Origin of the sequence: Pseudomonas sichuanensis (genome assembly GCF_024749065.1) — a bacterium.
Classification (GTDB): Bacteria; Pseudomonadota; Gammaproteobacteria; order Pseudomonadales; family Pseudomonadaceae; genus Aquipseudomonas; species Aquipseudomonas sichuanensis.
This window is the reverse complement of sequence record NZ_CP087185.1, coordinates 2,232,359-2,246,450: the sequence shown is the minus strand read 5'-3', so window position 1 is coordinate 2,246,450 and position 14,092 is coordinate 2,232,359. Positions and strand designations below refer to the sequence as shown.

Genomic DNA, 14,092 nt, shown 5'->3' with positions numbered 1-14,092 from the left:
ATGAACACCCTTCGCAGCCCTTTGGATTGTCGGTTTCAGTATCCGCTGGCCGCCGCCAAAGACTGCCCGATCGCAAACCGCTGACTGACCCGACACCTGGCCCGCCGCTGTAGCTACAGCGCCGGACGAGCTTCGACGCGCCGCAAAAACAATGAGGTCGAGATGAACAACAAGAAACTACCCAAATACATCGCCGTGGCAATCATGCTTGGCATCGTCGTCGGTTGGGGTTGCAACACATTTGCGCCCACCCCTGATTCGGCAAAGGAGATTGCCGGCTACTTCAGCCTGGTCACCGATATCTTCCTGCGCATGATCAAGATGATCATCGCCCCCTTGGTGTTCGCCACCCTGGTGGCCGGCATCAGCAGCCTGGGTAACTCCGGCTCGGTAGGCCGCATTGGTCTGCGCTCGATGATCTGGTTCGTCAGTGCCTCGCTATTCTCGCTGGCCCTGGGCATGTTGCTGGTCAATGTCTTCCAGCCCGGGGCTGACCTTAACCTGAGTATCCAGCAGGCCCAGGCGGGCAGCGCGTTGACCGTCAACGCCGGTGATTTCAGCCTCAAGACGTTCATCAGCCATGTCTTCCCGCGCAGCATTGCAGAAGCCATGGCCAACAACGAGATCCTGCAGATCGTGGTGTTCTCGCTGTTCTTCGGCCTGGCACTGGCCTACGTGAAGAAACAGGGCAACGAGAAAATCGGCGACCTGGTCGACGACCTGGCCAAGGTGATGTTCCGTATTACTGACTACGTGATGATGTTTGCCCCCGTCGGTGTGTTTGCCGCCCTCGCCGCCGCGGTGACCACCCAAGGCATTGGCCTGCTGTTCGATTACGGCAAGCTGATCGGCCAGTTCTACATCGGCATCCTGCTGCTCTGGGTGGTGCTGTTCGCGGTCGGCTACGGCTTCCTCGGCCGCCCGGTGTTCACGCTCGGCAAGCTGATCCGTGAACCGGTGTTGCTGGCGTTTTCCACCGCCAGCAGTGAGTCGGCCTACCCCAAGACCATCGATGCGCTGGAGAAATTCGGTGCTCCCAAGCGCGTATCCAGCTTCGTCCTGCCCCTGGGGTATTCCTTCAACCTGGACGGTTCGATGATGTACCAGGCCTTCGCGATCATGTTCATCGCCCAGGCCTACAACGTCGATCTGTCGTTTACCCAGCAACTGCTCATCCTGCTGACCCTGATGATCACCAGCAAAGGCATGGCCGGCGTTGCCCGTGCTTCGGTGGTGGTGGTCGCAGCTACCCTGCCCATGTTCCATCTGCCGGAAGCGGGCCTGCTGTTGATCCTGGCGATCGATCAGTTCCTGGACATGGGCCGCACCGCCACCAACGTAGTGGGTAACAGCATTGCCACGGCAGTGATTGCCAACCTGGAGAGCAAGCACGGCGACACCCCTCAAGCGCACAGCGCCGGCAGCCGCCCACAGAACGCCTGATCCACCACCCCGCCCACTCCCCTTACTGCCTGGATGAACCGAACATGAAACCGTCGAGAAAAAATCACTCTACCCGCACGCTCGGCATCATCGGCGGCCTGGGTTCGCTGGCGGGCGGGGACTTGTTCCTGAAGTTGCTCAAGAGTGAGCCGGTGCTGGCGGACCAGGGGCGCTACCACCTGCTGTTTGAGCAACATCCTTTCAAGGACCTGTCGCTGCCACTGAGCACCGACGCCAGCATGACCTCCCGCAAGCTGTATGTTTTTCAGGTCTGCCAGGGCTATACCGACAGCGAGGTGGATGCCGTACTGATTCCGTGCTTCGCCAGCCAGACGTTCATGGATGAGCTGAAAGCGGAACTGGACATCCCGATTGTCGACCTGATGGCTGCGCTGAAGCAGCACCTGGCCCAGGTAGCCGAACCAGGTGCACGCCTCGGTGTGCTGGCCTCGGACTACGTCCGCGCTGCCGGTTTGTTCGAGCAGCACTTCGGCGCCGACTTTGCGCTGGTGTATCCGTCGCCTGCCAATCAGGCGGCGCTGATGGAGGCTGTATACGGTCCAGCGGGCATCAAGGCCGGCCACCTCGACGGGGTTGCGCTGGAGCGGCTTCACCAGGCCTGCCTGGACCTCAACAGCCAAGGGGCACACCTGCTGCTGCCGGGCATGACGGAGATTTCCCTGGTGGCAGCCGACCTGCAACGACGCGGCATCCGCTGCATCGATGTGAACCAGGTGTATGCCGACTACGCCGCATCCAGTGAATCCATGCGAACCGCCGCGCCGTTCAAACTGGGCATTGTTGGCGGGGTCGGCCCGGCGGCGACCGTCGACTTCATGGGCAAGGTGGTCAAGAACACGCCAGCCGGCAGGGACCAGGACCACATCAGGATGGTGGTCGAGCACAACCCGCAGATTCCCGACCGAACGGCCAATCTGCTGCGCCAGGAGATGGACCCGACAGTGGCCATGTACGCGACCTGCAAGCGCCTGGAATGCGAAGGCGCCAAGGCCATCGCCATTCCCTGCAACACCGCGCATGCCTATGTCGAGCGCATCCAGAGGCATCTGCACATCCCGATCATCAACATGCTGACGCAAACCATCGAGTTCATTGGGCAGGCGTATGGCAACACCTGCAAGGTCGGCTTGCTGGCAACCTCCGGCACCCTGCAAAGCCGGGTTTACCACGCGGCTGCAGAACGGGTCGGCTTGAACCTGATGGTGCCTGATGAGGCCGCGCAGGCGCTGGTCATGCGCGCCATCTACGGTGAGCAAGGCGTCAAGGCGGGACACACCACTGGCCAGTGCAAGGACGACCTGCTCACGGCTGCAGCACAGCTGGTGGAGCAAGGTGCGACCGTTTTGATCCTTGGCTGTACCGAGCTGCCGCTGATCCTGCCAATGGCCGATGATTTTCCCATCGGCACGGCCCGGGTAGCCCTGGTCGACCCCACGAATGTGCTCGCGCAACGCTGCGTCGCACTGGCCCAGGGGGACCTCACCAGCCTGGCCTGACCGCCTGGCCTTTGCGGCCAGTCACTTGCATTGGGACTTGCGGTTGATGCGCAACTGACAGCCGGGCTTCCCGGCCGTTCTTGCCACTTTCAGCTTGCCCCGGTTGCAAGCTGGCCCTCGATCCAGTCTATGAAAGCCCGCACCTGCGGGCGTTTCAGGGTCTCCTTGCGCGCGACCAGATAGTAGGCAAAGCGTGATGGCCATGGCCGGTCAACGGCCACCACCAGCCTGCCGCTGCGCAGGTCATCTTCGGCGAGCTGCGCCTGCACCAGGGCGATGCCCTGGCCGCTGGCGGCGGCGCGCAGCAACAGCAGGTCTTCGTCAAAGCTCGGCCCGCGGCGGCTGCGGTGGTCGGGCTCGATGCCGTGGGCCTGCAACCACAGCGCCCAGTCGGCGCGCTCGGCATCCTGCAACAGCGGGTACTGCAGGCAATCTTCAGGGGCGTGCAGTGCCGGCCCGCTGGCGAGCAAAGCGGGGCTGGCAACTGGCAGTAACGCGGGCGACAGCAGTGTTTTCGACACAAGCCCTGGGTAATCGCCCAAACCATGGCGCAGGGCGATGTCGATGCGTTCGCGCTGCAGGTCGACCAGCCGCGCCGTCGCCTCCACGCGCACCTCGATGCCGGGGTGCTGCACGCTGAAACTGGCCAGGCGTGGCACCAGCCAACTGGCGGCGAACGAGGGCTGCGTGCTGATGGTCAGGGTGTTGGCATTGGTCTGGATCTCGAGATCGAGCAGCGCACGCTCGATCTGGCCGAAACCGCGTGAAAGGCCGGGGTACAGGCTCGCTCCGGCTTCGGTGAGCTGCAGGCCATGGCGGCTGCGGGTCAGCAGGGTGACGCCGAGGCGGTCCTCCAGCTGGCGGATTTGCTGGCTGATGGCCCCGGGGGTGACGCCCATGTGCTCGGCGGCAGCTTTCAGGCTGCCCAGGCGGGTGGCTTCGGTGAAGGAGCGCAAAGCGAGCAGTGGCAGAACGGCCCCCATGGAATTCCTCGATTTAGAAAAACTAATGCTAGTTGCTAAAGCTATCGTTTCTGTATTCAAGCCAGCATGCATAGGATAGCGCTCAGGCCAAACAACTTACGTTAGTTTCCCTGAGGTATCCAGCATGCACGACCCCACCCTCGTCCTCTACACCGACAGCTCGCCCAACGGTTTCAAGATAACCATCGCCCTCGAAGAAATGGGCCTGCCCTACCGTCTGGAGCACGTCAACATCGAGCACGGCGAGCACCTGCAACCGGCCTTTCTCGCGCTCAACCCGGCAGGCCGTATCCCGGTGTTGGTCGACGGCAGCGCCAATATCGTGCTGTTCGAGTCTGCCGCCATTCTGCTGTACCTGGCGCAGCTCAGTGGCCAGTTGCTCGCCCCACAGTCGCAGCCACGCTGGGCGGCGATCACCTGGCTGATGTACCACAGCGCCAGCATGGGGCCTCTGCTTGGCCAGCGCGTGCACTTCGAATGCTTCGAGGCCACGCCCTGCCCTGTGGCAATCCAGCGCTATCGCCACCTTACCGAGAGCACCTTCGCCACGCTCGACCAGCACCTTGCCAGCCGACCGTGGCTGGCTGGCGAAGCCTATTCGATCGCCGACATCGCCACCTTCGCCTGGCTGCATATCGCAGCGTTGGTGGGCTTCGATTTCAGCAGCCACACGCACCTCAACCGCTGGTACCGGCAAGTCGACCAGCGCCCCGCCGTGCAGCGCGGCCTGCGCTTGCCCGCCCCGGCCACCGGCCCATAAAACTCCTCAACCAAGGAACGGTCATGCACACCACCCCCTGCGGCGCGAATGCCGCCGCCTTCGCCCATCACCCCGGCTACCGGCGCATGTTCGCCCCCGACCAGTTGACCCTGGGCATCTTCCTGCCGCTGCGCTTCTATGACGGCGACATGGCTGTGCTCCAAGGGCAGGCGCAGTTGCTCAGCGAGATCGACCGGCTGGGCTTCGCCGCAGCCTGGGTGCGCGACGTGCCGTTGTTCGACCCAGCTTTCGGCGACGCCGGGCAGGTGTTCGACCCCTTCACCTACCTGGCCTACCTGGCCGCCCACACCCGGCGCATCGCCTTGGTGACCGGCAGCGCGATCTTCACCTTGCGCCACCCCATCGACCTGGCAAAGGCCGCCGCCACGCTCGACTGCCTTTCAGGCGGGCGCCTGGTGCTGGGCATCGCCTCGGGTGACCGACCGGTAGAGTTCCCCGCGTACGGGATTGACCATCGCAGCCGTGGCGAACGCTTCGCGCAGAGCGTGGACTACTTCCGCCGGCTGCTGGCCGAGCACCCCGGGCCGATCGACTCACCGCTGGGGCAACTCAGCGCTGCCCGGCTGCTGCCCAGGCCCGTCAGCGGGCGCATCCCACTGGTGGTGACCGGCTCGTCGCGTCAGAGCTTGCAATGGCTGGGCGAGCATGCCGACGGCTGGCTCACCTACCCCGACGCTACCCACAACAGCCTCGGCCCACGCCGCCTGGCCGAAAAGATCCGCGCCTGGCGCGCGGCGATCCCCGGCGGCGGCTTCCGCCCGCACATGACCAATGAGTGGATCGACCTGGACGACGACCCGCACTACCCGCGTACGCCGCAGCAAGGCGGCTATGTGCTGCGCACCGGGCGCCACGGGCTGGTCGATTTGCTGGGGGAATGGCGCGAGGCCGGGGTCAACCATGCGGCACTGGGCGTGCAGATGGCCCGGCGCCCGGCGCAGGAGGTGATTCAGGAGCTGGCCGAAGAGGTGCTGCCGCTGTTTCCGGCATTGGCGGGGCCAGGGCCGCATGCGCAAGGCTGGTAGTTTCTGAGTTTGTAACAGCGTCCTGACGCTATTAAAATCGCGTCCTTTCAACTCACCAGGAATCTCCAAGCAATGGACATGCGTCGCCTTTTATCCTTCTCCTGCAGTAAAGCGGTCCTGCCCCTTTTCCTCGCAATGTGTTCCGGTAATGCACTGGCCAGCGGCCTCAGCGAAAGCCTGGTCTCGTGTGAGCCGTCATTCTTCAAGCACCTGTACGCTCAGCGCGCCGACCTGGGCAAGACCGTCAAGCTGGCCCGCGACGATCAGCGCGGCCTGGCCTGGCTGCCGGTGCCGGACCGCCGCGACTTCGACACCGCGTTCCAGCACTTCACCCCCGCTGTCGACGACCAGGGCCTGCGCCTGACCAGCTACTACGACCGGGTCATGGACCTGGGCAAGCAAGGCACTTACTACTTCTGGGGCTTCGAAATCGATGCCAGCCGCGAGCAAGTCATGGCCAAGTTGCCGCAGGCCAACTGGCAGGAGGCCGGCGAGTACTTCATTTCCAGGCCACGGATCAAGCTGAACGCCAATTCCGCCTGGCAGGACAATACCTCCGCTGCCGAGGGCATCGCTCCGGCGGCGGGCTCTGCGGAAAAGCTGCTGATGCTCAGCGTCGAGGACGGCAAGACCCGCTTGCTCTGTTCGTTGCAGGGCAGCGTCGATGAGCGTCTGTTGCAGCAGGAACGCCCGGATGTGGCGCAAGGAACCACACGATGAAGCGCCTGCCATGCCTGGCTGCGGTCGTGCTGCTGGGCGGATGCGCCCACGGCACTGTGCCGCACAAAACCGTGACCGAAGCACCGGCCACGGCCCCTAAAGGCATGTTCAAACTGCTGGAGAACGCCGAACTGGCAACCTACTTCGACGCCCATTCCGTCGCCCTGTACAAGGGCAATCGGCATTTGCGCCAGTTCTACCTGATCAACAACTACCTCGCACCCGCCCCCAGCGATAAACCTCCAGTAATCCGCAGTTCGCGGGCGACCCGGGTGATCAACTGCGAGCGGGATGAAATGGCGGAGTTCGGCCGGGTGTATTTCTCCCAGTCCTTCGCCCTGGGGGATGAAGTGGCACGCAAGAGCGATATTGCACAATGGGAGCCGTTGGAGCGGCAGTCATTGATTGGGATATTGCGCGATGCGGTGTGCAAGGTCGATGCGGCGCAGCTTCGGGCGGGTAATCCGGGTTAGCTGGATCTGTGAAACGGGGTTGATAACATTTGCCGGCGAACTGCCATCATTGGTTGGGCATAATGCAGCTATTTTTTAGCCTCTTGGATCAGTCGCTGCCCGATGATTACCTTGTTCGTCATCCTGCTCGCCACCCTGCCCAGCCTGGCACTGCTATGGCTGCTGCAGCGCCAGCGCCAGCAGCACCGCACCCTGCTGGCAGGGTTGGACGTGGGCATGGTGCAGCTGGGCCGTGATGGCCGGGTGTGCTGGCACAACCCGGCCGCGGCCGAACTGCTTGGCTGCGCCAACACGCCGCTGCTGGGCCTGCGCCTGCAAGAACGTCTACCGCAGTTGGCCACGCCAGCCGGCTCGGTGCAGGTCACGGGAGACGATGGCCAGCCGCGCGCGCTTTACATCAGCCAGCAAGGCACGGCCAATGCCAGGCAATGGCTGCTGATCCGTCCGATCCTGGCCGAGGCCGAACGCTTCCAGCGCAGCCAGTATTTCGCCCGTATCGGCACCTGGGACTGGGACATCGACACCAACCACCTGTACTGGTCCGACGCCATCTACGGCATGTTCGGCTATGCGGTCGACGAAGTGACACCAAGCTACGAACTGTTCTGCAACGCGGTTCACCCGGACGATCGCGCCCATGTGCGCGCCGGCGAATTGCGCTGCATCGAAACCGGCGAGAACCACGACGAGGAATACCGGGTGGTCTGGCCGGACGGTACGCTGCACTGGCTGCGCGAGACCGGCAACGTGGTCAAGGACGAACGTGGCACGCCCATAAAGATGATGGGCGTGGTGCGTGATATCACCGAGGAGAAAGCCTGGGCCAACCAGTTGCACCGCCTGGCACACCATGACCCGCTGACCGGCCTGCCCAACCGCCTGGTGTTCGAGGAGCGCCTGGAGGGTGCCCTGGCGTCGGCCCGGCGCAGCCACGGCCGCGTTGCACTGGTGTTCATTGACCTCAACGGCTTCAAGGCGATCAACGACAACCTTGGCCACGCAGCGGGCGATCAGGTGCTGCAGGCCACCGCAGCCCGCCTGCACGAAGCACTGCGCAACTCGGACAGCGTGGCGCGCCTGGGTGGCGACGAGTTCGTCACCGTGCTGGAAGGCCTATCGGCCGAGCGCGCCCCCGAGGAAGAGGCTCGGGTGATCGCGCAGCGGTTGCTGTTGCCGCTGGAGGCCCCCATCCGCCTGGGCGACAGGTCGCAGCGGGTCGGCGTCAGCCTGGGCATCGCCCTGTTCCCCGATCACGGGCAGACCCGCGACCAACTGATCCATGTTGCCGATCTGGCGATGTACGAAGCCAAGCGCAGCGGCGACAACCAGTACCGCCTGGGCCAGGCGCAGGCGCTGCGCGCCCGTAATGGCTGAAAAACAATGCAGCACCCTTGCGCTGCATTTTCTATCATGGCGGCCTCTGATTCTTTACCCGAGACCGCCATGCCCCTCCCCGCCTTCCGCACCGCCACCCCTGCCGACGTCGACCGTTGCTTCGAAATCGAAATCAGCGCCTATGAAGGCGACGAAGCCGCCACCCGCGAGAAGATCGCCACGCGCATCGCCCAGTACCCACAAGGCTTCCTGATCATGGAACTGGCGGGGCAAGTGATCGGCTTCATCAACTGTGGCTGCGCCCACCAGGTGGTGATGTCCGACGAGGCATTCAAGGAGCTGGTGGGCCATGACAGCGCGGCGCCCAACGCCGTGATCATGTCGGTGGTGATCGACCCGGCCCACCAGGGCAAAGGCTACGCCAGCCTGATGATGCGCACCTTCGTTGAGCGCATGCAGGCGATGGGCAAGCGCACCCTTCACCTGATGTGCAAGGAGCGCCATGTCGAGCTGTATGCGCGCATGGGCTACCGCTACGTCAAGCCTTCGGCTTCCGACCATGGCGGCATGGCCTGGCACGAGATGGTGATGGTGCTGCCGGGCTGAGGCCCATCAGCGGGCCTGCGTCAACCGGATGATCTGCCGCGCAATGAGTGCGCGCAGGGGCAGGATCAGCTTTCGGCGCTGGTATCTGCCAGGGCGCCGGCTTCGGCAGCCAGCTTCGCCCGGTCGGCCTTGCAGATGTATTTGGGCTTGCGCGGCGCCAACTTGGCACTGGCCTTTTTCGCGTGGGCTTTAAGGAGCTGCTTGATCTTTTTCTGGCGGTTCATTGGGTTGTCCGGGTAGGTCGGGCTTGATGCACAGGCGCCATCATACCGGCCTGCAGCACCGTCGGCGACGGCAAGCGCTGCACGGCATTGCTGCTTGTTGGTCGGCAACGCGATACCCTCGCCCACCACACAGAAGTCTTGAAGACTCGATGCCAGGAGTATGGGATGCAAAAGCTGTTGTTACCGATCGCCATTTTCGTGAGCGTGATTGCCGTGGGCAAAGTGTGCGAACACTACGCCATGGACCCGACGCTGAAAATCGGCCTGCTGTGCCTGGTGGCAGCAGCGATACAGATCGGCTTTAACCGATATCAACGTTCGCGTCAGCGCAAGTCCACCTGAGCATTACCCCTGCTTTCCCATCGGTCAGGCGGTCATGGCAGATCGCCTTGAGAGGGCTATCGTTGCTGTCTGGGCAACCACTACCAACCGAGGGCGGCGCCATGAACACCAGTGATCTGCTCGAGCAGTTACTCCGGGCCGGGCAAAGCTCGCGAGCGCAACAAGGGAGCGCCGGCAGTTCAGCGCAAGACAGCCTGGGCGGTTTGGGTGGCTTGCTTGGCGGCCTGCTTGGCGGCGGCGGCAGTTCGGCTGGCGGCGGCCTGGGTGGTTTGCTGGGCGGCCTGTTGGGTGGCGGCGGCAGCGCTGGCCAGGGGCGCTCCGCGGGTGGCCCCAATTACGCGGCCCTGGCGTCGTTGGGCATGATGGCGTTCCAGGCCTATCAAAGCTGGCAGCGCAGCCAGGCGGCAGCCCCGCAACAGGCGCTGCGTACTGTCGATCAATTGTCCGGCCCCGAGGCCGAGGACCACAGCCATGCCATCCTGCGCGCGCTGATTGCGGCCGCCAAGGCGGACGGCCGCATCGACGAACAGGAAGAGCAGTTGATCTACGCCGAAATCAAACGTCAGACCAGCGACCCGCAACTTCAGCAATGGCTGGATGAAGAAGTCAGCAGGCCGCTCGATGCCGTGCAAGTGGCTCAGTCCGCCCGGGACCCGGCCATGGCCGCAGAGATGTACCTGGCCAGCGTGATGCTGGTGGATGACCAGCAGGACGCAGAGCGGGCCTACCTCGACGAACTGGCCAGCGCACTGCAAATCGATCCGACCTTGCAGTTGCACCTTGAACAGCAGGCCAAGGGAGGCGCCTGAGCGGGCTGCGATGCGCTCACCTGCTTACATCGCTTTCATCTCTGCGATGTCACGCATCACCTGGTCGGCTGAATGATCGAACATCGCCTGCTCCTGCGCATCCAGGGGCAGCTCGATCACACGCTTGATCCCTGCCTCTGCCAGCACACAGGGCACACCCATCGCGATATCCTTTCGCCCGTACTCGCCGTCGAGGATCGCCACCGTCGGCAATATGCGGTTGCGCCCATTGGCGATGGCATCGACCATCTGCGCGATGGCCACACCGGGTGCATCGCAGGCGCTTCCCAGCTTCTTCAAGCCCAGAATCTCGCCGCCACCCTGGCGAGTGCGCTGCACGATCCGCTCGATCTGCTCGGTTGACAGGAACTGGGACAAAGGCACCGAGCCGACCGCGCAGTAGCGCATCAACGGCACCATGCTATCGCCATGGCCGCCGAGCACCAGCGCCGTGATGTCGCGGGCGGAAAATCCGGTTTGCTCGGCAATGAAACACTTCATGCGCGCGGTATCCAGCACCCCCGCCTGGCCGAACACCTTGTCGCGCCCCAGCCCACTGCGGGACCAGGCCCTATAGGTCAGCACATCCACCGGGTTCGACACCACCAGCAACGTCGCCGCCGGTGCATGGTGCCTGATATCCAGCAGGATGCTGTCGAGAATGGGCAGATTGATGCTCAGCACATCCTGACGCGATTGCCCTGGCTTGCGCGGCACGCCCGCGGTAATCACCACCAGGTCGGAACCTTGCAGCATCTCGGCATCGGCCCCGCCAAGCACCCGGGTATCGGACCCCGACTCGATGGCCGCCTGCCACACATCCAGCGCCTTGCCCTGCGCCAACTCGCCCTGCACATCGATCAACATCAACTCGCGGCACAACTCTTCCCGGGCGATGACCTGGGCCGCCGCCTCGCCCACCATGCCGGCACCTACAATCGATAACTTGTTCATCTACCACCTCCCGCAGTGCGCGAAACCCGCAGCGCGCACGCCTGTACAGAGAAGTATCGACCCCTGGCGCCAGAAGGCCACTCGAAGCTGCGTTATCGACCCAAAGCCGCCTTTCATTGCATCGCCCCATGCTGCTCCGCCTTGCTGGTCGCATTGAGCAGCGCAGCGGTCATGAGCGTGACTAAAGGGCTTGTGAAATCAATTCAGTTCCACTCGCTCAGTACCGCCACATAAAATACATACCAATTGCAGTATCTATGAATATTTGAGTGGGACCCCGATCATGGTGAAAACGGACTTTGAATTTTCTATCAAGCGCATTCGCTTCGACGAAAATTATCAGCCCTCCGAAAATACCCGCCTCACGACCAATTTCGCCAACTTGGCGAGAGGTGCGAGTCGCCGGCAGAACTTGCGCAACACCCTGCGGATGATTGACAACCGCTTCAATGCCTTGGCGCACTGGGACAATCCACACGGGGATCGTTACAGCGTCGAGCTTGAAATCATTTCCGTCGAAATGAACATCGATGTCGCAAGCGCCGAAAACGGCCTGCCGCTGATCGAACTATTGAAAACACAAATAGTCGATCGAAAAACCGGCGAACGCACGGCCGGCATGGTGGGGAACAACTTTTCGTCTTACGTGCGCGATTACGACTTTAGCGTGCTACTCCTGGGGCACAATAAAAACCAGCCAGCGTTCAGCACGCCAGAGCACTTTGGAGAACTGCACGGAAAGTTATTCAAGCACTTCGTCAGCTCAACAACCTATAAAGAACACTTTGCCAAACAACCTGTCATCTGCCTGAGTATTTCCAGCAGCAAGACCTACCGTCGCACTGAAAACCAGCACCCGGTACTGGGTTATGAATATCAGCAAGATGAACACTCGTTGACCGATGACTACTTCGCCAAAATGGGCATGAAGGTGCGTTACTTCATGCCGCCGAACAGTGTGGCACCATTGGCCTTCTATTTCTCCGGCGACCTGCTCGGTGACTACAGCAACCTTGAGCTGATCAGCACCATCAGCACCATGGATACCTTCCAGAAGATCTACCGCCCCGAAATCTACAATGCCAATTCTGCGGCAGGGAAATCCTACCAGCCCAGCCTGAAGCATGAAGATTATTCGCTGACGCGCATTGTCTACGACCGAGAGGAACGTAGCCGCCTGGCTATCGAGCAGGGGCGCTTCGTCGAGGAACACTTCATCAAACCTTATCACTCGATACTTGAGCAGTGGTCCGCCAACTACGCTGCCTGATCCATTGGAAATACAAGGCCATCTTCATGAAAAAGCTGTTACCCACGTCGACGGCAGGTAGTTTGCCCAAGCCCTCCTGGCTGGCACAACCCGAGACACTCTGGTCACCCTGGAAGCTGCAAGATCAGGCATTGATCGAAGGTAAACAGGATGCCTTACGCCTGTCATTGCAGGAGCAGCAACACGCCGGCATTGATATCGTCAGTGACGGCGAGCAAACCCGCCAGCACTTTGTAACCACCTTCATCGAGCACCTGAGCGGCGTTGATTTCGAGAAGCGTGAAACCGTGCGCATCCGTGATCGCTATGACGCCAGCGTACCGACAGTGGTGGGCGCTGTAGCGCGGCAAAAACCGGTGTTTGTCGAAGATGCCAAGTTCCTGCGTCAGCAAACCGGGCAGCCGATCAAATGGGCGCTGCCAGGCCCCATGACCATGATCGATACGCTGTATGACAACCACTACAAAAGCCGCGAAAAACTGGCCTGGGAATTCGCCAGGATCCTCAACCAGGAAGCCAGGGAGCTGGAAGCTGCCGGTGTCGACATCATCCAGTTCGATGAACCGGCATTCAATGTGTTCTTCGACGAAGTCAATGACTGGGGGGTTGCCACCCTGGAACGGGCCATTGAAGGCCTCAAGTGTGAAACCGCCGTCCATATTTGCTACGGCTATGGCATCAAAGCCAACACCGACTGGAAAAAGACCCTGGGGTCGGAGTGGCGGCAATATGAAGAGGCCTTCCCCAAGCTGCAAAAATCCAGCATCGATATCATCTCGCTGGAATGCCACAACTCTCATGTCCCCATGGAGCTGATCGAGCTTATCCGCGGCAAGAAAGTGATGGTCGGCGCCATTGACGTGGCGAACCACGCCGTTGAAACACCCGAGGAAGTGGCCAATACCCTGCGCAAGGCACTGCAGTTCGTCGATGCCGACAAGCTCTACCCTTGCACCAACTGTGGCATGGCCCCCCTGCCCCGTCAGGTCGCCCGCGGCAAGCTGAGTGCCTTGAGTGCAGGCGCAGAAATCGTCCGCAGAGAACTCCTGGCCAATTAAGGGCAGGTAAACATCAGGTCCCTCCATGTCACTTTCCACCACTGCCATCGAGCCCTCGCGCTTTCGCGAAGCGCTCGGGCACTACGCCTCCGGCATCACGGTCATCACCTCGCTCATCGATGGCGAGCCGCTCGGCTTCACCTGCCAGTCGTTCTATAGCGTGTCGATGAGCCCGCCGCTGGTGTCATTCAGCGTGATGGCCAGCTCGGCCAGCTATCCCGGCATGCGCCAGGCGGGTCGCTTTGCGGTGAACATCCTGTCGGGTGAGCAGGTCGGGATTTCCAACCAGTTCGCCCGCAAAGGCACAAACAAGTGGCATGGCGTCCAATGGCAGGCCTCGCCTTTGGGCAACCCGGTCATCGCCGGCAGCCTGCACTGGCTTGATTGCCAGATTCACGCCGAACACGCAGCCGGGGATCACCTGATCGTCATCGGCGAAGTGAAAGCGTTAAAGCTGCATGAAGCCTCGGCTACGCAACCCCTGCTGTATTTCAAAGGAAACTATTGCAACCTCGCCGCGCCTGACGCGGCTTGAGGCTTTGCCTTCTGCTC

General features: G+C 62.1%; 16 protein-coding genes. 13 read left to right on the top strand and 3 right to left on the bottom strand.

What is annotated here, in order from left to right; all coding sequences use genetic code 11:
- The first annotated feature begins 162 nt into the window (after window positions 1–162).
- Both LOY51_RS10470 and cuyB read left to right on the top strand, forming a co-directional pair.
- A complete protein-coding gene (locus LOY51_RS10470) occupies window positions 163–1,443 on the top strand; it encodes a dicarboxylate/amino acid:cation symporter (RefSeq protein WP_125858207.1) in 1,281 nt (426 codons plus the stop codon).
- 44 nt (window positions 1,444–1,487) lie between these two features.
- Window positions 1,488–2,960 (top strand): cysteate racemase, encoded by a 1,473-nt coding sequence (cuyB, locus tag LOY51_RS10465; protein WP_125858206.1) that lies wholly within the window; start codon window positions 1,488–1,490, stop codon window positions 2,958–2,960.
- An 89-nt stretch (window positions 2,961–3,049) separates the two neighbouring features.
- Here cuyB and gcvA read toward each other — a convergent pair whose 3' ends face one another.
- Window positions 3,050–3,943, bottom strand: coding sequence for a transcriptional regulator GcvA (gene gcvA, locus LOY51_RS10460; RefSeq protein ID WP_258646086.1), 894 nt, complete (start codon window positions 3,941–3,943; stop codon window positions 3,050–3,052).
- A 124-nt stretch (window positions 3,944–4,067) separates the two neighbouring features.
- Between gcvA and LOY51_RS10455 the strand changes: the two genes are divergently transcribed.
- From LOY51_RS10455 to LOY51_RS10430, 6 genes are all read left to right on the top strand, one after another.
- Entirely contained in the window at window positions 4,068–4,703 is a 636-nt protein-coding gene (locus LOY51_RS10455) for a glutathione S-transferase family protein (protein WP_125858204.1), read from the top strand.
- A 23-nt stretch (window positions 4,704–4,726) separates the two neighbouring features.
- A complete protein-coding gene (locus tag LOY51_RS10450) occupies window positions 4,727–5,749 on the top strand; it encodes an LLM class oxidoreductase (protein WP_125858203.1) in 1,023 nt (340 codons plus the stop codon).
- A gap of 72 nt (window positions 5,750–5,821) precedes the next feature.
- Window positions 5,822–6,469 (top strand): hypothetical protein, encoded by a 648-nt coding sequence (locus tag LOY51_RS10445; RefSeq protein ID WP_125858202.1) that lies wholly within the window; start codon window positions 5,822–5,824, stop codon window positions 6,467–6,469.
- Window positions 6,466–6,942 carry a surface-adhesin E family protein gene (locus tag LOY51_RS10440; protein ID WP_125858201.1) on the top strand — a complete coding sequence of 159 codons (477 nt, stop codon included), beginning with the start codon at window positions 6,466–6,468 and terminating at the stop codon, window positions 6,940–6,942. The genes LOY51_RS10445 and LOY51_RS10440 overlap by 4 nt, the downstream gene beginning before the upstream one ends.
- A gap of 102 nt (window positions 6,943–7,044) precedes the next feature.
- Window positions 7,045–8,316, top strand: coding sequence for a sensor domain-containing diguanylate cyclase (locus LOY51_RS10435; RefSeq protein WP_190306050.1), 1,272 nt, complete (start codon window positions 7,045–7,047; stop codon window positions 8,314–8,316).
- 69 nt (window positions 8,317–8,385) lie between these two features.
- A complete protein-coding gene (locus LOY51_RS10430) occupies window positions 8,386–8,883 on the top strand; it encodes a GNAT family N-acetyltransferase (protein WP_125858200.1) in 498 nt (165 codons plus the stop codon).
- 65 nt (window positions 8,884–8,948) lie between these two features.
- Here LOY51_RS10430 and LOY51_RS10425 read toward each other — a convergent pair whose 3' ends face one another.
- Window positions 8,949–9,107 (bottom strand): DUF2986 domain-containing protein, encoded by a 159-nt coding sequence (locus tag LOY51_RS10425; RefSeq protein WP_125858199.1) that lies wholly within the window; start codon window positions 9,105–9,107, stop codon window positions 8,949–8,951.
- A 165-nt stretch (window positions 9,108–9,272) separates the two neighbouring features.
- Between LOY51_RS10425 and LOY51_RS10420 the strand changes: the two genes are divergently transcribed.
- Together LOY51_RS10420 and LOY51_RS10415 are read left to right on the top strand one after the other, a co-directional pair.
- Window positions 9,273–9,449: a hypothetical protein gene (locus tag LOY51_RS10420; protein ID WP_190306049.1), complete on the top strand. Its 177-nt coding sequence runs from the start codon at window positions 9,273–9,275 to the stop codon at window positions 9,447–9,449.
- Between the two features lie 101 nt (window positions 9,450–9,550).
- Complete coding sequence (locus LOY51_RS10415) at window positions 9,551–10,258, top strand: tellurite resistance TerB family protein (protein WP_125858198.1); 708 nt, start codon at window positions 9,551–9,553, stop codon at window positions 10,256–10,258.
- A gap of 24 nt (window positions 10,259–10,282) precedes the next feature.
- On the opposite strand, the gene LOY51_RS10410 is transcribed toward LOY51_RS10415, so the two are convergent.
- The gene (locus tag LOY51_RS10410; protein WP_258646084.1) at window positions 10,283–11,212 is read right to left on the bottom strand and encodes a malate dehydrogenase; all 930 of its coding nucleotides are present in this window, start codon (window positions 11,210–11,212) and stop codon (window positions 10,283–10,285) included.
- Window positions 11,213–11,498: 286 nt separating this feature from the next.
- Between LOY51_RS10410 and LOY51_RS10405 the strand changes: the two genes are divergently transcribed.
- Genes LOY51_RS10405 through LOY51_RS10395 form a run of 3 tightly spaced genes read left to right on the top strand, consistent with a single transcriptional unit; the run spans window position 11,499 to window position 14,075 of the window.
- Entirely contained in the window at window positions 11,499–12,482 is a 984-nt protein-coding gene (locus tag LOY51_RS10405) for a DUF1852 domain-containing protein (RefSeq protein ID WP_125861283.1), read from the top strand.
- Window positions 12,483–12,508: 26 nt separating this feature from the next.
- On the top strand, window positions 12,509–13,540 hold the full coding sequence (locus tag LOY51_RS10400; protein WP_125858196.1) for a methionine synthase: 1,032 nt from the start codon (window positions 12,509–12,511) through the stop codon (window positions 13,538–13,540).
- A 25-nt stretch (window positions 13,541–13,565) separates the two neighbouring features.
- Complete coding sequence (locus LOY51_RS10395; RefSeq protein WP_125858195.1) at window positions 13,566–14,075, top strand: flavin reductase family protein; 510 nt, start codon at window positions 13,566–13,568, stop codon at window positions 14,073–14,075.
- Window positions 14,076–14,092: the final 17 nt, after the last annotated feature.

Bases quoted from the DNA above. Each gene is read 5' to 3' on its own strand.
- LOY51_RS10470 (WP_125858207.1), top strand. From the start codon at position 163: ATGAACAACAAGAAACTACCCAAATACATCGCCGTGGCAATCATGCTT.
- cuyB (WP_125858206.1), top strand. From the start codon at position 1,488: ATGAAACCGTCGAGAAAAAATCACTCTACCCGCACGCTCGGCATCATC.
- gcvA (WP_258646086.1), bottom strand. From the start codon at position 3,943: ATGGGGGCCGTTCTGCCACTGCTCGCTTTGCGCTCCTTCACCGAAGCC.
- LOY51_RS10455 (WP_125858204.1), top strand. From the start codon at position 4,068: ATGCACGACCCCACCCTCGTCCTCTACACCGACAGCTCGCCCAACGGT.
- LOY51_RS10450 (WP_125858203.1), top strand. From the start codon at position 4,727: ATGCACACCACCCCCTGCGGCGCGAATGCCGCCGCCTTCGCCCATCAC.
- LOY51_RS10445 (WP_125858202.1), top strand. From the start codon at position 5,822: ATGGACATGCGTCGCCTTTTATCCTTCTCCTGCAGTAAAGCGGTCCTG.
- LOY51_RS10440 (WP_125858201.1), top strand. From the start codon at position 6,466: ATGAAGCGCCTGCCATGCCTGGCTGCGGTCGTGCTGCTGGGCGGATGC.
- LOY51_RS10435 (WP_190306050.1), top strand. From the start codon at position 7,045: ATGATTACCTTGTTCGTCATCCTGCTCGCCACCCTGCCCAGCCTGGCA.
- LOY51_RS10430 (WP_125858200.1), top strand. From the start codon at position 8,386: ATGCCCCTCCCCGCCTTCCGCACCGCCACCCCTGCCGACGTCGACCGT.
- LOY51_RS10425 (WP_125858199.1), bottom strand. From the start codon at position 9,107: ATGAACCGCCAGAAAAAGATCAAGCAGCTCCTTAAAGCCCACGCGAAA.
- LOY51_RS10420 (WP_190306049.1), top strand. From the start codon at position 9,273: ATGCAAAAGCTGTTGTTACCGATCGCCATTTTCGTGAGCGTGATTGCC.
- LOY51_RS10415 (WP_125858198.1), top strand. From the start codon at position 9,551: ATGAACACCAGTGATCTGCTCGAGCAGTTACTCCGGGCCGGGCAAAGC.
- LOY51_RS10410 (WP_258646084.1), bottom strand. From the start codon at position 11,212: ATGAACAAGTTATCGATTGTAGGTGCCGGCATGGTGGGCGAGGCGGCG.
- LOY51_RS10400 (WP_125858196.1), top strand. From the start codon at position 12,509: ATGAAAAAGCTGTTACCCACGTCGACGGCAGGTAGTTTGCCCAAGCCC.
- LOY51_RS10395 (WP_125858195.1), top strand. From the start codon at position 13,566: ATGTCACTTTCCACCACTGCCATCGAGCCCTCGCGCTTTCGCGAAGCG.